The sequence below is a fragment of the Affinirhizobium capsici genome (genome assembly GCF_977018625.1).
The window spans coordinates 653,763-674,053 of sequence record NZ_CDRNXD010000004.1 but is presented as its reverse complement, the minus strand read 5'-3'; the positions used below and the strand labels follow the sequence as shown (position 1 = coordinate 674,053).

Below are 20,291 nucleotides of genomic sequence, written 5' to 3'. Positions count from 1 at the left end.
GTTCCTTCTGCGGCAACTATTCCCTATAAGCCGCTTCTAGCCTGAAAAGACCCATCCATTGCGCCCGGCCGGTGTTGCCTCACCTTGGCCGGTTTTTCGCGCAAGCTGTTTATGGAATTGAGCCGATGCCGAAGCGCCAAGATATTAAGTCCATTCTCATCATTGGAGCAGGACCGATTGTTATCGGTCAGGCCTGCGAATTCGATTATTCTGGCACACAGGCCTGTAAGGCGCTCAAGGAAGAAGGCTTCCGCGTCATCCTGGTCAATTCCAACCCAGCCACGATCATGACCGATCCGGGCCTTGCGGATGCAACCTATGTAGAGCCGATCACACCGGAAGTCGTGGCAAAGATCATCGCCAAGGAGCGGCCGGATGCATTGCTGCCCACCATGGGTGGCCAGACGGCACTTAACACAGCACTTTCGTTGAAGCGCATGGGCGTTCTCGACCGCTACAATGTGGAAATGATCGGCGCAAAGCCGGAAGCCATCGACAAGGCCGAAGACCGCGCGCTTTTCCGTGAAGCCATGGCCAAAATCGGCCTTGAAACGCCACGCTCCATGCTGGCCAATGCCACGGAAATCAAGGAACAGGACCGCAAGGCGCATGAGGCAGAGCGCGCCAAGCTGCGCGAAACTCTGTCCGGCGACGAGCTGGACAAGGCTCTCGATGCGCTGGAAAACAAGTGGAACCTGGGTGAGACAGACCGCAAGCAGCGCTACATGGCCCATGCCATGGCCATTGCCGCGCAAGCACTCGATCACGTTGGCTTGCCAGCCATCATTCGCCCATCCTTCACGCTCGGCGGCACCGGCGGTGGCATCGCCTATAACCGCTCGGAATTCTTCGATATCGTCAATGGCGGTCTCGATGCCTCTCCAACCACCGAAGTGCTGATCGAAGAATCAGTTCTGGGCTGGAAAGAATACGAGATGGAAGTTATCCGCGACCGCGCGGATAACTGCATCATCATCTGCTCCATCGAAAACATCGATCCGATGGGCGTTCACACCGGCGACTCCATCACCGTCGCCCCTGCCCTGACGCTGACGGACAAGGAATATCAGATCATGCGCAACGCCTCGCTGGCGGTTCTGCGCGAGATCGGTGTTGAAACCGGCGGCTCCAACGTTCAGTTCGCCGTAAACCCAGCGGACGGACGCCTCGTCGTCATCGAAATGAACCCGCGCGTTTCGCGCTCCTCGGCGCTGGCTTCCAAGGCAACAGGCTTCCCGATTGCCAAGGTCGCGGCAAAGCTCGCCATCGGCTATACGCTGGATGAGCTGGAAAATGACATCACCGGCGGCGCAACTCCGGCATCTTTCGAGCCCTCCATCGATTACGTCGTCACAAAGATCCCGCGTTTTGCCTTCGAAAAGTTCCCCGGTGCAGAACCGACACTCACCACAGCCATGAAGTCGGTCGGTGAAGTCATGGCGATTGGTCGTACCTTTGCAGAATCGCTGCAAAAGGCGCTTCGCGGCATGGAAACCGGCCTTACGGGGCTTGATGAAATTGAGATCCCGGGTCTCGGTCAGGGTGACGACAAAAATGCCATTCGCGCCGCCATCGGCACGCCAACGCCAGACCGCCTGCGCATGGTGGTTCAAGCGCTGCGCCTGGGCTTGAGCGAAGCGGAAGTTCACGAAGCGTGCAAGATCGACCCGTGGTTCATCGCACAATTCAAGGCGATTGTGGACATGGAAGCCCGCGTGCGCGAGCACGGCCTGCCACAGGATGCCGAGAACCTCCGTATGTTGAAGTCCATGGGCTTCTCCGATGCGCGTCTGGCTTCGCTCACCAATGGCAAGCCGAAGGATGTTGCAATGCTGCGCAACAGCCTCAACGTGCGCCCGGTATTCAAGCGCATCGACACCTGCGCGGCTGAGTTTGCCTCGCCAACCGCCTATATGTACTCGACCTATGAGACGCCCTTCGTTGGCGCTGCGCGCTCCGAAGCGGAAGTCTCCGACCGTAAGAAGGTTGTTATCCTTGGCGGTGGCCCGAACCGTATCGGCCAGGGCATTGAGTTCGATTATTGCTGCTGCCATGCCGCTTTCGCGCTGAAGGATGCTGGTTTCGAAGCGATCATGATCAACTGCAACCCAGAAACGGTTTCAACGGATTACGACACCTCCGACCGCCTCTACTTCGAGCCGCTGACGGCTGAAGACGTGATCGAAATTCTCCGCGCTGAGCAAGAGAAGGGTGAAGTCGTCGGCGTCATCGTCCAGTTCGGCGGCCAGACCCCGCTGAAGCTGGCGGAAGCGCTGGAAAAGAATGGCATTCCGATTCTTGGTACGGCACCTGATGCCATCGACCTTGCGGAGGACCGTGATCGTTTCCAGAAGCTTTTGATGAAGCTCGATCTGGCACAGCCGAACAACGGCATTGCCTATTCCGTCGAGCAGGCCCGCCTCGTTGCGTCTGAAATCGGCTTCCCGCTGGTCGTGCGCCCATCCTATGTTCTGGGTGGCCGCGCCATGCAGATCATCCACAACGAAACCATGTTGCAGACCTATCTGCTGGACACCGTTCCGGAACTGGTGCCGGAAGACATCAAGCAGCGTTACCCGAACGACAAGACCGGCCAGATCAACACCCTGCTCGGCAAGAACCCACTTCTGTTCGATAGCTACCTGACCAACGCTATCGAAGTGGATGTGGATGCGCTTTGCGATGGTGAAAGCGTGTTCGTTTCTGGCATCATGGAGCATATCGAAGAAGCCGGCATTCATTCCGGTGATAGCGCCTGCTCCTTGCCCGTCCGCTCGCTATCCAAGGAAACCGTGGACGAGCTGGAACGCCAGACGACCGCCCTTGCCAAGGCGCTGAATGTCGGCGGCCTGATGAACGTTCAGTACGCCATCAAGGATGGTACGATCTACGTTCTGGAAGTGAACCCACGCGCTTCGCGCACCGTGCCGTTCGTGGCAAAGACCATTGGCGCACCGATTGCCAAGATCGCAGCCCGCGTCATGGCCGGTGAAAAACTGGATGCAGCAATCGCCGCCTACGGCAAAAAGCCGGATCCGCGGAACTTGAAGCACATCGCGGTCAAGGAAGCGGTCTTCCCGTTCGCCCGCTTCCCGGGTGTCGATACTCTGCTCGGCCCCGAAATGCGCTCCACCGGAGAAGTGATTGGTCTGGATCGCAATTTTGCGGTTGCCTTCGCCAAGAGCCAGCTCGGTGCAGGCGTGGAACTGCCACGTGATGGTGCCGTATTCGTATCCGTTCGTGACGAAGACAAGACTCGCGTTCTTCCAGCCATCAAGCTGCTGGTCGAAATCGGTTTCCGTGTTCTCGCCACCGGTGGCACGCAGCGTTATCTGGCTGAAAACGGGATTGACGCCGTCAAGGTGAACAAGGTTCTGGAAGGTCGTCCGCATATTGAGGATGCCATCCGCAACCGTCAGGTTCAGCTGGTCATCAACACGACCGATGGCAACAAGGCGATCTCGGACTCCAAGTCTCTTCGTCGCGCAGCACTGATGCAGAAGGTGCCGTATTACACCACAATGGCTGGAGCCATGGCGGCTGCCGAAGCCATCGAGGCTCTGAAGAAGGGGCAATTGGAAGTCCAGCCACTGCAAAGCTACTTCTGATCGTCTACTCCACCGAGTTTCGCATCAAAAATGGCGGCCCCTGCAGGGTCGCCATTTCTATTTGGACAATCGTCTCATCCCAAAATCTGACAGCTTGAAGCCAACCTGCGAACACGTCAGTCTGTCGAAGAACAGCGGTCTTGGAGGAGCTCGTGGCAAAGAACATCGTTATTTTATTTGATGGCACATCCAATGAGATTTCAGCCGACCGCACAAACATACTGCGCCTGTTTGGTTGCCTCGAACGTTCCGAAACTCAACTGGTCTATTACGATCCGGGCGTCGGCACCTTCGGGTCACCCAATGCCTGGTCGAAGCTACAGCGGCACGCGAGCGAAGTCTGGGGGCTGGCGACCGGCTGGGGCCTCGATCAGAACGTCAAAGAAGCCTACCGTATGCTGGTGGAAAACTACGATGCGGGACCAGTGGGAGCAGATGGAAAACACCGCAACCGAGATCGCATCTACATTTTCGGCTTCAGCCGCGGGGCTTATACAGCGCGCGTTCTGGCTGGCTTTATCCATGCCTTCGGCCTCACGAAGAAAATACATCTGAATCTCGTCGATTATGCCTATCGCACATTCAAGGGCATTACCGACGAGGAGCAGATGCTGGAATCGGACGACGTGCGTGGAGAAGCACCTTCTGCGTTTCGCACCATGCGGCTTTACGAGCGAACGCTGCGAAACGACAGACCGCCAATCAAGCTGCTCGGTCTTTTCGATACGGTGGCTTCTGTCATCGAACCGGGCAAGTTCTTCCCTCAATTCAAAACGCATCCCTTTACGAATCGCAATCCAAGCGTGGAAGTCGTCCGTCATGCGGTCGCTATCGATGAGCGCCGCACCATGTTTCAACCTAAGCTTTGGACGCTTGATCAACCCTATTGGGGTGGGCCGTTTCGACCCAAGGAGCCCCAGAAGCAGGATGCCAGGGAGGTTTGGTTTGCAGGCGTGCATGGCGATGTGGGTGGCGGCTACCCGGAACGAGAAAGTGCACAGATCAAGATCCCGCTGTGCTGGATGATTGATGAGACGCGCTCGACCGGCCTCACCTATTCGCAGCGATCTATCGACAACCTCGTGATGGGCAAAACAGGCGGCAAATATGTCGAGCCGGACGCTTTGGCGCCTCTGCACAATTCGATGCGCAAAATCTGGCCCATCGTTGAATGGTTTCCTCGTCCCATTCCCAAAAGCTCCTGGCGCAATGGAGGAAAGGCAGGCGGATGGTATATTCCGCGCTCCGATTACCGGTGGATCGCACAGGACGCCGCTATCCACGAAACTGTCAGAACAAGGCTACAAGCTGGCGGCTATTCTCCGCCCAACCTGCCGACAAACCCCAACTTTACGTCCTGACCTATGTATGGTGACCGCCCATCGATCTTCTACAACGAGAGCATAGAGCGCTTGACCTGGCTCATATCCTCGACAAAGCGCGCCAGCTCTGCCGCTTTTCGGCTCTCATCCGGGATGCGTAGTAAATAGGAAGGATGCACGGTGACGAACAGCATGCAGCCGCTGCTCATGGGCAAAAAGCGGCTGCGCACATCCTGTAGCTTTTCCCGCCCATCGGTTAGCGCAAAATAGGCCGTCGCCCCCATGGCCACCACCAGTTTGGGCTTTACCATTTCAATCTCACGCGTCAGCCACCAGCGGCACTGTTGAATCTCAGCCTGGTTCGGCTTTTGGTGGATGCGCTTTTTTCCCCGTGGCTCATATTTAAAGTGCTTGACCGAATTGGTGAGGTAGAGCGCATCGCGATCCAGCCCCACTTCGCCAAGCACCTGATTGAACACCTTGCCCGCAGGGCCTACGAAGGGACGACCTGCCAAATCCTCATGGTCCCCCGGCTGCTCGCCGACAAACATGACTGAGGCATCTACCGGCCCTTCGCCAAATACAGTTTGCGTCGCCTTGCAATGCAAATCGCACAGTGTGCAATTTCGTGCCTGATGACGAAGCGCGGCCAGACTGCCTGCTTCCACCGCTTGTTCAACCTGCACCTCTGCCGCCAGCCTCTCCTGCAAACGTTGGTGAAACGCAGGTGGTTGAGACGCAGCCCGCTCCGCCATTTCCCGCACCTTGGCTTCGGCATTGGCGATCAAATCCGGGATGAGTTCTGCCTCGGGTAGGTTCTTCCAATACTTCTTCGGCATTTCCGCCGTCATTGCCTTGATCTTCAGGCGTGCCGGATTGAAGATATTGGCATAATAGATGCGCCACAGATCATCGGCATCATCCCGGATATCCGGCTTTTCGGCTGGTTCATCGGAAAGAGTCAGCTCCTCTCCGTCCCAGGCGGCAGAGCCCTTCGGCGTCGCGATCACCCAATCCATGTCGAAGAAGCGCCGCTTGAAGAAAGGCGCCATCCGAGCCACGATGAAATGATCTGGCTCGAACCAAGAGATAAACGCCCGGCGCTGACCCAACGGATCGCGAGACGGCACTTCCTTGAAGCGAACGAACGCCTTCATTTTGTGGCTGTCTCGTCGCACGGACTTTTCCAATTGACGTGCTTCAATCACATCGGGATCCGAAATCACCCCAAGCAACTGACGTTCGCTGCGGATACGCCATAACAGCCGATACAGGAGCGCGAATCGGGTTGGATCACTATGGCAAAGGACAGTCTGTGCCAAATCAACAAAGGCTTGTGGAACGTGAATGGGCTGAACGCCAGGCTTGGGCGTGGGAAGAGCATCCTCGCCAAATCCAAGAACAGGATTGCTATCAGCCTCCACATTCCAATTGATCCCCGACGGGGCAATGTCGGCCATAAGAAGCGAGCGGGCGGCACTACGCCACTCCTCCAAGTCGCCGCGCCCCTGAAGCTTGATCGTCAACATCAGAAAAGGGTCAATTGTTCAGGTTGCGGAGAAAACATCTGCCGCAGATCGGAACGCTCCAGCATGCGTTTCGGCGTCCAGCCTTCGGCTTCGATAAATGGCTGGATCTTGCGGAGGGAGACGCCAAGCCGTCCTAAATCTTCCAATCGCAGACGGCGGAAACGACGCGATGACAGGATGGATTTGACCGTTTTCGTACCCAGTCCCGGCACCCGCAACAGCATCTCCTTGGGTGCCCGGTTGATATTGACGGGAAAATGGTCTCGGTTCGCCAGCGCCCAGGCAAGCTTCGGATCAAGCTCAAGATCGAGATTTCCGTCAGACGCGACAGAGGTGATTTCCCCGATATCGAATCCATAAAATCGATAGAGCCAATCCGCCTGATAAAGACGATGCTCGCGGATCAGTGGCGGCTTGATCAAAGGCAACTTGGTTGACGAATCCGGAATGGGGCTAAAGGCCGAATAATAGACGCGCTTCAAACCATAGCTGCCGTAAAGGCGCGCACTCGTGCCAAGAATAGTGGCGTCATTGGCACCATCAGCACCCACAATCATCTGCGTGCTCTGACCTGCAGGCACGAAGCGTTTTTTGCGTTTTGTCTTCAGGGTCGGTTCGGAGGCATCTTCAATCTTCAGTCGCAAATCGCCCATGGCACGGCGAATGCCGTCGGGCCGTTTTTCAGGCGCAAACTGGCTGATACCCAAATCAGTTGGAAGCTCGATATTGATAGACAGACGATCAGCATAAAGACCCGCCTGCTCAATCAAAGCTGGCGAAGCTTCCGGGATGGTCTTGAGATGAATGTAACCGCGAAACCCATGAACCGTGCGCAAATCACGCGCAATTTTCACCATCTCTTCCATAGTGTGATCGGATGAGCGAATGATGCCGGAGGAGAGGAAAAGTCCTTCAATGTAGTTCCGGCGGTAGAACTCCATTGTCAGCCAGATCACCTCCTCCGGCGTAAACCGCGCCCTCTCCACATTGGAGGAGGAGCGGTTGATGCAATAGGCGCAATCGTAGATGCAGAAGTTCGTCAGCAATATTTTCAGAAGCGAAATGCATCGGCCATCCGGCGCATAGGCATGACAAATGCCAGACCCTTCCGTTGAACCAAGGCCCCCACTTGAGGCTGAATCCCGCTTTGTGGTGCCGCTGGATGCGCAGGACGCATCGTATTTTGCAGCATCAGAGAGGATTGCCAAACGTTCTTTCAGCGACTTCTTCATCAGTTATGTTCACTATATGTTCCAGCCTTCCGAGTCAACCCAGGGAACATTAGAAAAAGCTTTTTCGCTTTGACCTGTGCAAGTTCACAAAGCGCCCTATTTCGAATTTTCTGGCAATCCGCTCAACGACTCTGCTATGGTCGTGGAGCTAACGAGTTTTCACATGGTTCCGGAGTTTCGCTCCGGGACCTGTTTCTTTTTGTGTCCGCAGCAAGCAGGCATGATACTGAGGAAAAGGACAAATGGTTGAAAAGGTACCGATGACGCAATCCGGTTTCGCCCAATTGCAGGAGGAACTGCGCTGGCGTCAGCAGGAGGAACGTCCCCGCATCATCGAGGCCATTGCGGAAGCGCGCGCCCATGGCGACCTTTCGGAAAACGCCGAGTACCATGCTGCCAAGGAAGCGCAGAGCCACAATGAGGGCCGCATTACGGAGCTTGAAGACCTGACGACACGCGCGGAGGTTATCGACCTTTCGAAGATGTCGGGCTCGAAAATCAAGTTCGGCGCCACCGTCAAGCTGGTCGATGAAGATACCGAAGAGGAAAAGGTCTACCAGATCGTTGGAGATCAGGAAGCCGATGTTAAGAGCGGGAAGATCTCCATTTCCTCCCCTATTGCACGCGCCTTGATTGGCAAGGAAGCAGGCGATTCCATTGAGGTCAACGCGCCTGGCGGCTCGAAGGCCTACGAAATCCTGGCCATCTCCTGGGGCTGACATAATAGGGGTCACAGTGCCTTCGCGTCTCGATCAGGTCGCAGTCATCGCGCCGCATTTCAAGCGCCGCCTGTCCGGTGTGACCTCCACTGTCATTCAGCTCGTTCCCATCCAAAATCGGCTTGGCCAGAGGGTTACAACCCTCGGGCCGGGCCTTCCGGCGTCCCTGCCCTCCATGGGCTGGCTTGAACTTCCCAGGCTTTGGCGCCCCCCCGAGGGCGAAGCGAGACGCGTTTGGCATGCGCGGCGAAACATCGAAATGCTACCCGGCATCATCTTGCGCGATGTCTTGCGCATGCCGTTCAGTCTGTTGTTTACCTCCGCATCGCAGCGGCACCACACCGGCTGGACGAAATGGCTGATCTCCCGCATGGATCACGTTATTTCAGTTTCCGCGAAAACTGCGACCTATCTTGAGCGCGAGAGCACGGTCATTCTTCACGGGATTGACCTTGAGCGCTTTTCTCCACCCTTGAATAGGCAGGAAGCGAAACAGAAGGTGGGGCTTGATCCCGCCTTCAACTATGTCGGCTGCTTTGGCCGCGTGCGCCATCAAAAAGGCACCGATATATTTGTCGACACGATGCTGCGGCTCCTGCCCGCCCATCCGCACTGGAAGGCAGTGATTGCAGGCAGGGCCACGGCAAAACATGCCGCTTTCGAAGAGGAATTGAAGGCCAAGGTGAAGGCCGCCGGTCTTTCCGAGCGCATCCTGTTTGTCGGCGAACATACAAACATTCCAGAATGGTATCGTGCGCTCGATCTCTTCATCGCGCCGCAACGCTGGGAAGGCTTTGGCCTCACACCGCTAGAAGCCATGGCAACCGGTATACCGGTCATCGCATCGGATGTCGGCGCGTTTCCAGAGCTTATCGTCGATGGTCAAACAGGCCGAATTGTCGGTCGCGGTTCTGTTGATCGGTTTGTCGAAGCGGCTGAACCCTATCTCCAGGATGATGGGCTTTTGAGCGCTTCGGCTACATCCGCCCTCACCCACGCGCGCCAAAACTTCTCTATTGAACGAGAGGCAACGGCAATCGGCCAGGTTTACAACAGACTTTTAAAAGCCGATTGAAGGGGGAAAGATCCCCCTCTCCTCAAATCTCAACGAGACCGAGCTTTTTCACCTGACGGATTGTCAGCATGGTACGCACCGTATCCACATGCTCATTGGCCGCCAGAACTTCGATGACGAAATCCTGAAACTTGGTGAGGTTTTCGGCCGTGCAGCGGAGCAGGAAATCGCTGTCGCCGGAGACCATCCATGCTTCGCGCACGATTGGCCAGCTTTCCGCCAGAGAGGCAAAAGCTTTCAGATTGGCTTCGGATTGATGTTTCAAGCCAACCAGACAGAAAGCAACCAGATCATAACCCAGCTTCGGACCATTCAAAATGGCCGCATATCCTTCGATTACGCCCAGTTCTTCCAGCTTGCGCACGCGCCGCAGGCATGGCGGCGCGGAAATACCCACGCGCTCAGCCAATTCTACGTTGGTCATGCGGCCATCCCGCTGCAATTCGCGCAGGATCTTAATGTCGGTAGCATCGAGTTCGACTCGCAGCACGCGAAACTCCCGTAATGTCGTTTGGTTCGCCTTTTAGACAATGCGCTGGCGAACGCAAGGAATTCGCCGGAAAACCGGCCCGAAGCTTTACTTATATTGTGCGTAAAGCGCCAAGTCGTGACGCTGGCGCAAGGCTGCCCTTGAATTGGTGCATGGTTCAATCATAAATGAGGGCAAGTTTTTTTGCAGTCTCCGGATTGCCATGGCTACATATAGCCATCACTGCTGAATTCCTGAAGGATTACCATCATGTCTGCCCGTCATACGCAGGTTCTTATTATCGGTTCCGGCCCCGCTGGCTACACAGCCGCAATCTATGCTGCACGCGCCATGCTGAAGCCAGTGCTGATAGCGGGTATGGAACAGGGTGGTCAGCTGATGATTACCACGGATGTGGAGAACTATCCGGGCTTTGCAGACCCCATTCAAGGGCCATGGCTGATGGAGCAAATGCTCAAGCAGGCTCAACACGTAGGCACCGAAATCGTCAATGATCTCGTCACCGAAGTTAAACTCGGCAGCCGCCCCTTCACGATCCAGACTGACTCAGGCCAGGTATGGACGACCGATACGCTAGTGATCGCAACCGGTGCCAAAGCGAAGTGGCTTGGCATTGAAAGCGAGCAGCACTTTCAGGGCTTCGGCGTTTCTGCCTGCGCCACCTGCGATGGCTTCTTCTATCGCAACAAGGATGTCATCGTTGTCGGTGGCGGCAATTCTGCGGTGGAAGAAGCGCTCTACCTGTCGAACATCGCCAAAACGGTCACCGTCGTGCATCGCCGCGATGGCTTCCGCTCTGAAAAGATCCTGCAGGAACGCCTGTTCCAACGTCCGAATGTGAATGTGATGTGGAACACTGAAATTGCCGAAATCACCGGCGAACCGGCCAAGCCGCCTATGCCGCCATCGGTATCAGGCGTGCGGCTTCGCAACACGAAGACAGGTGAGATCAGCGAACAGACAATTGATGGCGTTTTCGTTGCAATCGGGCATGCGCCTGCCGTTGAACTGTTCAAAGATCAATTGAAGTTGAAATCAAACGGCTATTTGTGGACTGCGCCGGATTCGACAGCCACCAATATTCCAGGTGTCTTTGCTGCCGGTGACGTAACCGATGATACGTTCCGTCAGGCCATTACGGCGGCTGGCATGGGCTGCATGGCAGCACTGGAAGCTGAGCGTTTTCTTGCCGGCATCCAACCAATGGCTGAGGCCGCGGAGTAATCATGGGCGTACCTTTGGACTGGGATAAACTGCGCATTTTCCACGCAGCGGCTGAGGCTGGCTCATTTACCCATGCGGCAGATAAGCTGCACCTCTCCCAGTCCGCGATCAGCCGTCAGGTCAGCGCGCTTGAGCAGGATGTCGGCGTCAAGCTGTTCCATCGCCATGCGCGCGGCCTCATTTTGACCGAACAGGGCGAATTGCTCTACCGCACAGCACATGACGTGTTGCTCAAGCTTGAAACCGTAAAGGTTCAGCTGACGGAAACCACCGAGAAGCCAAGCGGCAAGCTGCGCGTTACCACAACGGTTGGTCTGGGCCAGGGCTGGTTGACGGATAAAGTACAGGAATTCCTCCAGCTTTACCCGGAAATGTCGATCCAGCTCATCCTCGATAATGAGGAGTTGGATGTGAACATGCGCCATGCAGACTGCGCTATCCGTCTGCGTCAGCCGCAGCAGTCAGATCTTATTCAGCGCAAGCTGTTCACGGTGCACATGCATGTTTATGCGGCACCGTCCTACATCAATCGCTTTGGCGAACCACAAACGATTGAGGATTTGGATACGCATCGCATCATCACCTTTGGTGAGCCTGCACCGAACTACCTGCTGGATGTAAACTGGCTGGAATATGCGGGTCGTTCATCCGACAACCCTCGCCTTCCGCATTTGCAGATCAACAGTCAGACGTCGATCAAGCGGGCCTGCTTGCTTGGCATAGGCATAGCAGTGCTGCCAGATTACATCGTCGGGCGAGATCCAGGCCTTATCCAGCTCGCCATCAACGCAGATATACCTTCTTTCGACACCTATTTCTGCTACCCCGATGAAATGAAGAACGCTGCGAAGTTGAAGGTCTTTCGCGATTTTATTGTTGCCAAGGCACGAAACTGGAATTTTTGACACAGCCTCGCCGCTAAAGCCGCTATGCGCAATAACAAAATTTGTTGAACAATTTCATGGCGTTGTCGGGCAGGCAGCGCCATTTTTGTTTGCGAATACTGCTACCCTTGCGAAAAAACATGGCTGCCCTGCACAAAAAAGCATTGTTTGCTGCCCAATAAAGCACCATATCGCACTCAGCTGATGCACATGGTGGCTTTCCTCCCAGTTCCACCGCAGCAGCTGTTCCCCTCTGGAGGTTATTTGACCTTCACACTTTACAGGGCCCTGGAGCAATCCGGCGGCCCTCTTTTTTTACTTTCTGTTTCTCTTGTTGAGAAATATTCATCCATGAGTTGTCCCAGATCCCTTGCCTATTTTGGCACAGGCTCCCATATTGAGACATAGCTGGTGTTTGGTTCAATTTTCCTCTGCGCACTGGCTGTTCCCCTCTGGAGGTTTCTCAACCTTCGCATCTTCAGGACCCGGATCGACGGGTCCTTTTTTTTGACCTGCTCCTTAAAATCGAATTTTCTCGATCTATATATCGTTCATAGGCGATTTAAGGTTAGCAAGGAGGCGACATGGATAGGAACGAGATCTTGAAAGCGCTCTCCCATCCTATGCGCGTCGAGTTTCTGGAGTGGATGCGCCAACCGCAGGAAAATTTCTCATCGCAGGCACATCCGCTGGAAATGGGCATTTGCGCCAACCAGTTTGAGAAGCGCTGCGGCCTCTCCCAATCCACCGTATCCGCCCATCTTGCTACGCTTGAAAAGGCGGGTCTGGTTCAAACCCGCAAGGTTGGTCAGTGGACCTTTTACCATCGTGATGAAGAGGCGATTGGCCGCTTCATCGATCACCTCAAGAACTCACTGTGAGTTCCTCCCCCCCTCCCCCAAACATGAGGTTTTAAATGCCTACTCTTTTTGATAGCGCCACTTTCGGCGACCTTTCCCTGAGCAACCGCATTGTCATGGCTCCCTTGACGCGCAACCGCTCGCCTAAGGCCGTGCCGAATGATCTTAACGTTGTCTACTACGAACAGCGTGCAACAGCTGGCCTGATCGTATCCGAAGGCACTGCCATCACACATCAAGGCCAAGGTTACGCAGATGTTCCCGGCCTCTACACACCAGAGGCGCTGGCTGGCTGGAAAAAGGTGACAGATGCCGTGCACCAACGCGGTGGCAAGATCGTCGCACAGCTTTGGCATGTCGGTCGTATTTCCCACGTATCCCTGCAGCCGAATGGCGGCGCCCCTGTTGCCCCATCGGCTTTGGTGGCCAAGTCCAAGACATATATTCTCAACGATGATGGCACCGGCGGGTTTGCCGAAACTTCCACGCCCCGTGCACTCGAACTCGCAGAGCTTCCGGGTATTGTCGATGACTTCCGCAAAGCCGCACGCAATGCAGTAGATGCTGGCTTCGATGGCGTGGAAATCCACGCGGCTAATGGCTATCTGCTGGACCAGTTTATGAAGGACGGGGCCAACAAGCGCACAGACGCCTATGGCGGCTCCATCGAAAACCGCGCCCGTCTGACGTTGGAAGTGGTGGATGCGGTGGCAAAGGAAATTGGTGCTGGCAAAACCGGTATCCGCCTTTCGCCAACCACGCCTGCCAATGACGTGAGCGACTCCGATCCACAGGCCGTCTTCAACTATGTCGTTGCAGAACTGGCGAAGCGGAACCTGTCCTTCATCCATGTGATTGAAGGTGCAACCGGCGGCCCGCGTGACCACCAATATGAAGGCGCGCATTTCGATTACGCCAGCTTCAAGGCTGCCTATATGGATGCCGGGGGCAAGGGTGCCTGGATGGTGAACAATGGCTATACAGCAGAAAGCGCGGCCAAAGCGGTGGAAACAGGCCATGCGGACCTCGTCTCCTTCGGAAAACCCTTCATCGCCAATCCTGATCTGGTCCGTCGCATCAAGGATGGCGCGGCCTGGAATGAGGTGAACCAAAGCACGCTGTATGGCGGCGGCGCTGAAGGTTACACCGACTACCCAACGCTTGCGGCAGCCGAATAAGCGGCTAAATCTGCGAAGGCCCGCCATCAAAGCGGGCCTTCAGGCTTTTCAGCGGATTTATTTCTACGGATATCCGGAAGGAAAACCACCGAGCAAGTTCACTGGAATTCTCTAGCGTGCGGTATCTTCCACTTCGGCCTCAGGCCTGTCACCGCCATCGCTATATTCGACGTGCCAAACGCCCTTTTCATCCTGCCAGCTGATTTCTTCCGGATCACCGCCCACCTGCTGTTCCGCAGCCACGATGCGCGCTGCCTGGAGGGCATCGGAATGAGAGGCAAAAGTTTCGGAATAGACATCCCCGAGGCGGTACGCCCATCCACCGTCATGCTCAACAACCTGATAAACAACCTTGGTCATAGATTTCCTCCTGTGCGTCCTGTTGAATTATGTGGCTCAGTCATGGAAATTGTTAAGACGGCTGTCGGTTCCCCTCTTCTTGCGAAGACTGTGGGCACCAGCGCTTGATGCGTAAGCACAGCGCGATAAATAGCTCCCGATCAACGGGGGCTAAGTTTAGAATGCCATCACTTTTGAAGCAGGAAAAGTTTCTTGTGCTCGCCGCTATTGTTGCACTTGGCGGCTTCTTCTTCGAACATTCTATTTTGGAAATGGGCAAGTTCGCGGCCATTATAGCCGCCATCGCATTCATTGCGATCATTGTTCTGGCATCTACCCGTGTGGCACACGCGGCAGAAATTCTGGCGCATAAGGTTGGCGATCCATATGGCACAATGATTCTGACACTGTCCGCAGTTGCCGTCGAAGTGCTTATCCTGGCAATCCTGATGAACAATTCAGAATCGCCGACTTTGGTGCGCGATACGATCTATTCGGCGGTCATGCTGGATATCAACGGCATTCTAGGCCTTGCAGCGCTTCTTGGTGGCCTGCGCCACGGAGAGCAGGAATATAACGATAATTCCGGCAAAACCTATGGCGTCATGATTTTGACCGCCATGGGTATTTCCATGATCGTGCCTGAGTTTATTCCCATGGACCGCTGGCACTATTATTCCGCTTTCACCATCTTTGCGATGATTGCGCTGTATGCCCTATTCCTGCGCATGCAGGTGGGGCCGCACAGCTATTTTTTCAGCTACAGCTATCCACGCACCAAACCGGTGGCTTCAGGAGGCAGTGGACCCAATGCTGCTGCAACCGCCGGAACAGCAAGCACAGCGAACACAGAGGAAGAACCTGAACAATCTGCGGCCTTCGCAATTAGCATCATTCTGGTCGGAGTGGTGCTGATCGGCGTACTGGCCGAATTCATGTCCGCATTCCTCAGCCTCGGATTGGAAGGCAGCGGCGCTCCTCCTGCCCTCATGGCCGTTATCGTGGCTGCTATTTCCGCCGCACCGGAAATCCTCACAGCCCTGCGCGCCGCGCTTCGCGATCGCATGCAGGCAACGGTCAACATTGCCATGGGCGCATCCCTGTCCACCGTCATACTCACGGTTCCGGTCATGGAGAGCATTGCACTCTACACCGGACAGCCATTCGTCATGGCTATGACGCCTGTGCAGACCGTGATGGTAACGATCACGCTGATCGCAGCGGCCATAAACCTCAATGATGGTGAAACCAATGCCATTGAGGGCATGACGCATTTCGTGCTGTTCGCCACCTTCATTATGCTGACGTTTCTGGGATTATAAACGAATTCAAAGGGCTAGCAGGGAATATGGAATCGGCTTGGCAAGTGCTTGAATCAAGTTTTGAAGATAAAGTTACGTGATAAAGCAAACTTGAACGAAGCGTGTGAGGCGGTCTGCACAAAGCGACCCTAGATCAGGATCATGCCGTCGTGGGAGCGATGGTCAACGAGGTTACCGCACGCTTGCTGCGAGCCACTGTTTGGGAGATCCTGATGAAGCATGTGAGACGATTGATCGCTGGCACGTTTTTGAGCCTCGGCGCAGCCGCCCTGCCCCTCGTTGCCTTTGCACAAGGCCAGCCAGCAGAAACGAAAGCTGCCAACGCTGCGAACCAGACGCCCGCATTTGCAGGCCAGACCCGAGCCCCGCAACCGTCCCAACCCCTCAGCGTGACAAAGCAGGTCGTCGCCGAAGGTCTGCCTCACCTTTGGGCCATGGAGTTTTTGCCTGATGGACGAATGCTGGTGACCGCCAAGGCTGGTAAGATGCACATCATCTCAGCTGACGGGAAGCCCGGCCCGGCATTGGAAGGCGTGCCGAAGGTGCTGGCTGCTGGGCAAGGCGGCCTGCTGGATGTGGCGCTCGCTCCCGACTACGCGCAATCCGGCATGATCTTCTTCTCATTTTCTGAAGAGCGGGAGGATGGAAATGGCACTTCGGTTGCCTCTGCCAAGCTGGTGCCCGATGGCAATGGGGGCGGCAAGCTTGAGAACGTCAACGTCATTTTCCGCCAGATGCCAAGCTATGATGGAAACAAGCACTTCGGCTCTCGTCTCGTATTCGGCCCCAATGACGAGCTTTACGTAACAGTGGGTGAGCGCTCCGATACGGAACCGCGTGTGCAAGCACAGCAGCTTTCCAGCGGGCTTGGCAAAATCTTCCGCATTACCCGCGATGGAAAGCCATTTGAGGGCAACCCCTTCGTGGACCAGAAAGATGCCCTACCGGAAATCTGGTCTCTCGGCCATCGCAACTTGCAATCCGCAACGGTAGATGATCAGGGCAGGCTCTGGACTGTAGAACACGGCCCGAAGGGCGGCGATGAGCTGAACCGCCCTGTTGCTGGCAAAAATTACGGCTGGCCGGAAGTCACCTACGGCGTGGAATACAGCGGCGACCCTGTCGGCAAAGGTTTGACTCAGATGGCTGAGACAGAGCAACCGCTTTACTATTGGGACCCCGTCATCGCCCCTTCCGGCATGGCCTTTTACAACGCAGATGCCATTCCCGAATGGAAAGGTACCTTCTTGATTGGTGGCCTTGTGAGCCAAGGTGTTGTCGTACTTCACATGGATGGTGACAAAGTGAAATACGAAGAGCGGGTGCCACTGGAAGCACGCATCCGCGACGTCAAAGTTGGACTGGATGGAGCGATTTATGCGGTGACGGAACAACGCGGCGGCGGCCAATCCAGCATTATAAAGCTGACAAAGGCCTGAGCTTTGCAAGAAAAAGGGCTCGCCATCGCTGACGAGCCCTTAGTCTGATGTAAATCCGGCTTACTTGCAGTTGTTGCAGAAGCGCTGAATGCGGCGGCAAGCTTCTTCAAGCTGCTCTTCCGACGTGGCGTAGGAAATACGGAAGTTCGGGCCAAGACCGAATGCCGAGCCATGAACGACGGCCACGCCTTCCGTTTCCAGAAGTTCAGTCACGAAATCCTCATCCGTCTCAATGACCTTGCCGGATGGAGCCGTCTTGCCAATCAGACCGGCGCAGGAGGGATAGACGTAGAAAGCGCCTTCCGGGTTGGGGCAAGAAATGCCCTTGGCCTGGTTCAGCATGGATACGACCAGATCACGACGACCTTCAAAAATCTTCTTGTTCTTGGCCACAAAATCCTGCGGGCCGTTCAAGGCTTCGACAGCTGCCCACTGCGCAATGGAGGAAGCGCCCGACGTCTGCTGGCCCTGGATCATGTCCATGGCCTTGATCAGCTCCAGCGGGCCTGCCGCGTAACCAATACGCCAGCCAGTCATGGCATAGGCCTTGGAAACGCCATTCATCGTCAAGGTACGGTCATAGAGCTTTGGCTCCACTTGAACAGGCGTCACGAACTTGAAGTCACCGAATGTCAGGTGCTCATACATGTCGTCCGTCAACACCCAGACATGAGGATGCTTGAGCAGAACATCGGTCAACGCCTTCAATTCATCATGGGTATAAGCAGCGCCAGATGGGTTGGAAGGAGAATTGAAGATGAACCACTTGGTCTTCGGAGTAATCGCCTTTTCCAGATCAGCAGCCTGAAGCTTGAAGTTCGCTTCCTGCGTAGCGGAAACAAATACCGGCGTACCACCGCACAGCGATACCATTTCCGGGTAGGAAACCCAATACGGCGCTGGGATGACGACTTCATCGCCTGGGTTTAGCGTAGCCATGAATGCGTTGAACAGGATCTGCTTTCCACCCGTCCCGACAATCGTTTGGGCGGCGGTGTAATCCAATCCATTCTCGCGCTTGAACTTCGCGGCAATCGCTTCACGCAACTGCGGAATACCAGCAACAGGGGTATACTTGGTTTCGCCGCGATTGATCGCGTCGATGGCAGCTTGCTTGACATTATCCGGCGTATCGAAATCAGGCTCACCAGCACCAAGACCAATCACATCGCGGCCTTTAGCTTTGAGTTCGCGTGCCTTTTGCGAGACGGCGATAGTGGCGGACGGCTTCACGCGGGAAAGTGCATCGGCAAGGAAGGCCATAATGAGTAGATCCTAAGGCTGTTGAGAACGGCAAGCCAGATCGGTTTTGCCAAGACTTTCTATGAAGAAACTGGCTGGCTGTTTCAAGCACAAACGGCAGAAACGCCAACAAATCAGAATGAACTGAAATACATTCGGGCCCGGTTTGTCCTGAGCTGAGCGCGCCCCACGATCATGGTTTCCGGCCCGTTAACCAATGTCTTGATTTTGCCACAATAAATGCCGTCGACTGCCTTATTCCGGTCTCCTTGGCGTCGCTTTCAAACGCTTTTTTACAGGCATCGAAAGGGCTTGGAAGGAGTTGTGAAGATGTTTCTGGATGACGAGCAAAACACCGTCGAAATCCGGAACCGGCGTGCAGGCAGCAGCCTGCTTGTAGCCGGGACGGTATTCTTTGCTGTGCTTCTCACCACATTTGCAGTTGTGGGCAATGCCAGCGCCTCTGAACTTCCCGGCATTTCACAAGTGGTGACCCCGCAGCTCCTTCTGGCGGAACCTGCTGATAGCCACACGCGCCTGATTTACGGTGGCTTCATCGCCCTCTCCTCCGTCGTTGCTGCAGGCTTCTGGCGCGTCAGCTTCCGCATGCCGGCACAAGGCAAATCGTCAAAACCGGCAAAAAGCAGCACTTGTTGAACGTTTGTACAACAATGGCACTTGAAAGGGATTTGAGGCACTGCTAAAGCCTAGCAATCTCAAATCCCGGCATTTGTTAAGTTCGATGCATCAACCGGTATTCCGGTCCGACTGCAATGATGATGTGGCTGGGTCTAATCAATCAGGCCCGCCATGACCCGCGTACAAGCCAATCTCGTTCTTCTTCTTGCTGCCGCCATCTGGGGCGGCGGCTTTGTCGCGCAAGCAACGGCGATGGATACGATTGGGCCATTCTGGTTCGTCGGCATCCGCTTTGCCATTGCTGCTCTTGCAGTTTTTCCCTTTGCCTTGATGGAACATAAACGGATCGGGAAGCCAGCGGCCAAATCCGATTTCGGATCTTTTATTCTTGTGGGACTTGCCCTGTTCGGGGGCGCGATCACCCAGCAGATTGGTCTTGAAACAACGACGGTCACCAATTCAAGTTTCCTGACGGGTCTTTATGTGATTTTCGTGCCCGTCATTTCCGTTGTGCTGTTTCGCAAGCTTCCGCACTGGCTCATTTGGCCTGTCGCGCTTCTTGCTCTCCTCGGCATCTTCCTGTTGAGCGGGGGTAGCATCACACAGATTTCCAAGGGCGATGCATGGAGCATTCTATGCGCCGTTTTCTGGGCAATGCAGATTGTGCTTGCGGGACACTTTGTCAGTCGCTCGAACCGGCCGCTTGCTCTTTCCGCAACACAGTTTGCCACATGCGCCGTGCTCGCCATGGCGATGGGCACGGCATTAGAGCCAATCTCCTTCACAGCCATTGAGAATTCGCTGTTTGAAATCCTCTACGTCGGCCTTGTTTCCTCTGGCCTCGCTTTCGTTCTGCAAGTCATCGGCCAGCGTTACACAACAGCACCGCAAGCTGCGATCTTCCTGTCCTCGGAAGCCCTGTTCGGCTCGTTCTTTGGCGCGATATTCCTCGGCGAGACACTGCCGGCAATAGGTTATCTTGGTTGCGCGCTGATATTCATAGCGATGCTTGTCATGGAGATTGTGCCAGAGGTGTTGAAACGGCGGCGGCCCACCGCCCAAACCAGCTGATTCTCTGAGAGGTTGCTCCGTTTTGGCACATCTCTATTCGCGAAGATGGTAAAGATAAATTTAATTCTCTCACAGGTTGAGGTGGAAAAGCCCGCATTTCCGGGTGGAAACACTGTAG

The 20,291-nt window shown here is 55.3% G+C and carries 17 protein-coding genes; 12 read left to right on the top strand and 5 right to left on the bottom strand.

Annotation, left to right across the window (positions count from 1 at the left end; genetic code table 11):
* Positions 1–125 precede the first annotated feature (125 nt).
* Together carB and AC0JZ1_RS06600 are read left to right on the top strand one after the other, a co-directional pair.
* A complete protein-coding gene (gene carB, locus AC0JZ1_RS06605) occupies positions 126–3,608 on the top strand; it encodes a carbamoyl-phosphate synthase large subunit (protein WP_471881619.1) in 3,483 nt (1,160 codons plus the stop codon).
* Positions 3,609–3,760: 152 nt separating this feature from the next.
* On the top strand, positions 3,761–4,969 hold the full coding sequence (locus AC0JZ1_RS06600; protein ID WP_471881618.1) for a DUF2235 domain-containing protein: 1,209 nt from the start codon (positions 3,761–3,763) through the stop codon (positions 4,967–4,969).
* Positions 4,970–4,998: 29 nt separating this feature from the next.
* On the opposite strand, the gene AC0JZ1_RS06595 is transcribed toward AC0JZ1_RS06600, so the two are convergent.
* On the bottom strand, positions 4,999–6,459 hold the full coding sequence (locus AC0JZ1_RS06595) for a UdgX family uracil-DNA binding protein (protein ID WP_471881617.1): 1,461 nt from the start codon (positions 6,457–6,459) through the stop codon (positions 4,999–5,001).
* Positions 6,459–7,691, bottom strand: coding sequence for a putative DNA modification/repair radical SAM protein (locus AC0JZ1_RS06590; RefSeq protein WP_471881616.1), 1,233 nt, complete (start codon positions 7,689–7,691; stop codon positions 6,459–6,461). The genes AC0JZ1_RS06595 and AC0JZ1_RS06590 overlap by 1 nt, the downstream gene beginning before the upstream one ends.
* Before the next feature lie 242 nt (positions 7,692–7,933).
* On the opposite strand from AC0JZ1_RS06590, the gene greA reads away from it, so the two are divergent.
* On the top strand, positions 7,934–8,410 hold the full coding sequence (gene greA, locus AC0JZ1_RS06585) for a transcription elongation factor GreA (RefSeq protein WP_471881615.1): 477 nt from the start codon (positions 7,934–7,936) through the stop codon (positions 8,408–8,410).
* Between the two features lie 16 nt (positions 8,411–8,426).
* Positions 8,427–9,485, top strand: coding sequence for a glycosyltransferase family 4 protein (locus AC0JZ1_RS06580; RefSeq protein ID WP_471881614.1), 1,059 nt, complete (start codon positions 8,427–8,429; stop codon positions 9,483–9,485).
* A 22-nt stretch (positions 9,486–9,507) separates the two neighbouring features.
* Here the strand turns inward: AC0JZ1_RS06580 and AC0JZ1_RS06575 are convergent, their stop codons facing one another.
* Positions 9,508–9,975 (bottom strand): Lrp/AsnC family transcriptional regulator, encoded by a 468-nt coding sequence (locus tag AC0JZ1_RS06575; RefSeq protein ID WP_377403643.1) that lies wholly within the window; start codon positions 9,973–9,975, stop codon positions 9,508–9,510.
* Positions 9,976–10,224: 249 nt separating this feature from the next.
* Between AC0JZ1_RS06575 and trxB the strand changes: the two genes are divergently transcribed.
* The 4 genes from trxB (at position 10,225) to AC0JZ1_RS06555 (ending at position 14,121) form a co-directional block, all read left to right on the top strand.
* Positions 10,225–11,199: a thioredoxin-disulfide reductase gene (gene trxB / locus AC0JZ1_RS06570; protein WP_471881613.1), complete on the top strand. Its 975-nt coding sequence runs from the start codon at positions 10,225–10,227 to the stop codon at positions 11,197–11,199.
* Between the two features lie 2 nt (positions 11,200–11,201).
* Positions 11,202–12,104 (top strand): LysR family transcriptional regulator VtlR, encoded by a 903-nt coding sequence (locus tag AC0JZ1_RS06565; protein ID WP_471881612.1) that lies wholly within the window; start codon positions 11,202–11,204, stop codon positions 12,102–12,104.
* A gap of 563 nt (positions 12,105–12,667) precedes the next feature.
* Positions 12,668–12,964, top strand: coding sequence for an ArsR/SmtB family transcription factor (locus AC0JZ1_RS06560; protein WP_471881611.1), 297 nt, complete (start codon positions 12,668–12,670; stop codon positions 12,962–12,964).
* A gap of 35 nt (positions 12,965–12,999) precedes the next feature.
* Positions 13,000–14,121: an alkene reductase gene (locus tag AC0JZ1_RS06555; protein ID WP_471881610.1), complete on the top strand. Its 1,122-nt coding sequence runs from the start codon at positions 13,000–13,002 to the stop codon at positions 14,119–14,121.
* A gap of 111 nt (positions 14,122–14,232) precedes the next feature.
* Here AC0JZ1_RS06555 and AC0JZ1_RS06550 read toward each other — a convergent pair whose 3' ends face one another.
* Entirely contained in the window at positions 14,233–14,481 is a 249-nt protein-coding gene (locus AC0JZ1_RS06550; RefSeq protein WP_471881609.1) for a DUF2188 domain-containing protein, read from the bottom strand.
* Between the two features lie 161 nt (positions 14,482–14,642).
* Here AC0JZ1_RS06550 and AC0JZ1_RS06545 point away from each other — a divergent pair, with 161 nt between their 5' ends.
* A complete protein-coding gene (locus AC0JZ1_RS06545) occupies positions 14,643–15,782 on the top strand; it encodes a calcium:cation antiporter (RefSeq protein WP_471881608.1) in 1,140 nt (379 codons plus the stop codon).
* A gap of 212 nt (positions 15,783–15,994) precedes the next feature.
* Positions 15,995–17,221: a PQQ-dependent sugar dehydrogenase gene (locus AC0JZ1_RS06540; protein ID WP_471881607.1), complete on the top strand. Its 1,227-nt coding sequence runs from the start codon at positions 15,995–15,997 to the stop codon at positions 17,219–17,221.
* 60 nt (positions 17,222–17,281) lie between these two features.
* Here the strand turns inward: AC0JZ1_RS06540 and AC0JZ1_RS06535 are convergent, their stop codons facing one another.
* Entirely contained in the window at positions 17,282–18,484 is a 1,203-nt protein-coding gene (locus AC0JZ1_RS06535; protein WP_471881606.1) for a pyridoxal phosphate-dependent aminotransferase, read from the bottom strand.
* Between the two features lie 309 nt (positions 18,485–18,793).
* Here AC0JZ1_RS06535 and AC0JZ1_RS06530 point away from each other — a divergent pair, with 309 nt between their 5' ends.
* The gene (locus tag AC0JZ1_RS06530) at positions 18,794–19,120 is read left to right on the top strand and encodes a hypothetical protein (protein WP_471881605.1); all 327 of its coding nucleotides are present in this window, start codon (positions 18,794–18,796) and stop codon (positions 19,118–19,120) included.
* A gap of 153 nt (positions 19,121–19,273) precedes the next feature.
* Positions 19,274–20,173, top strand: a complete 900-nt coding sequence (locus AC0JZ1_RS06525) for a DMT family transporter (protein WP_471881604.1) — start codon at positions 19,274–19,276, stop codon at positions 20,171–20,173.
* The last annotated feature ends 118 nt before the right edge of the window (positions 20,174–20,291 follow it).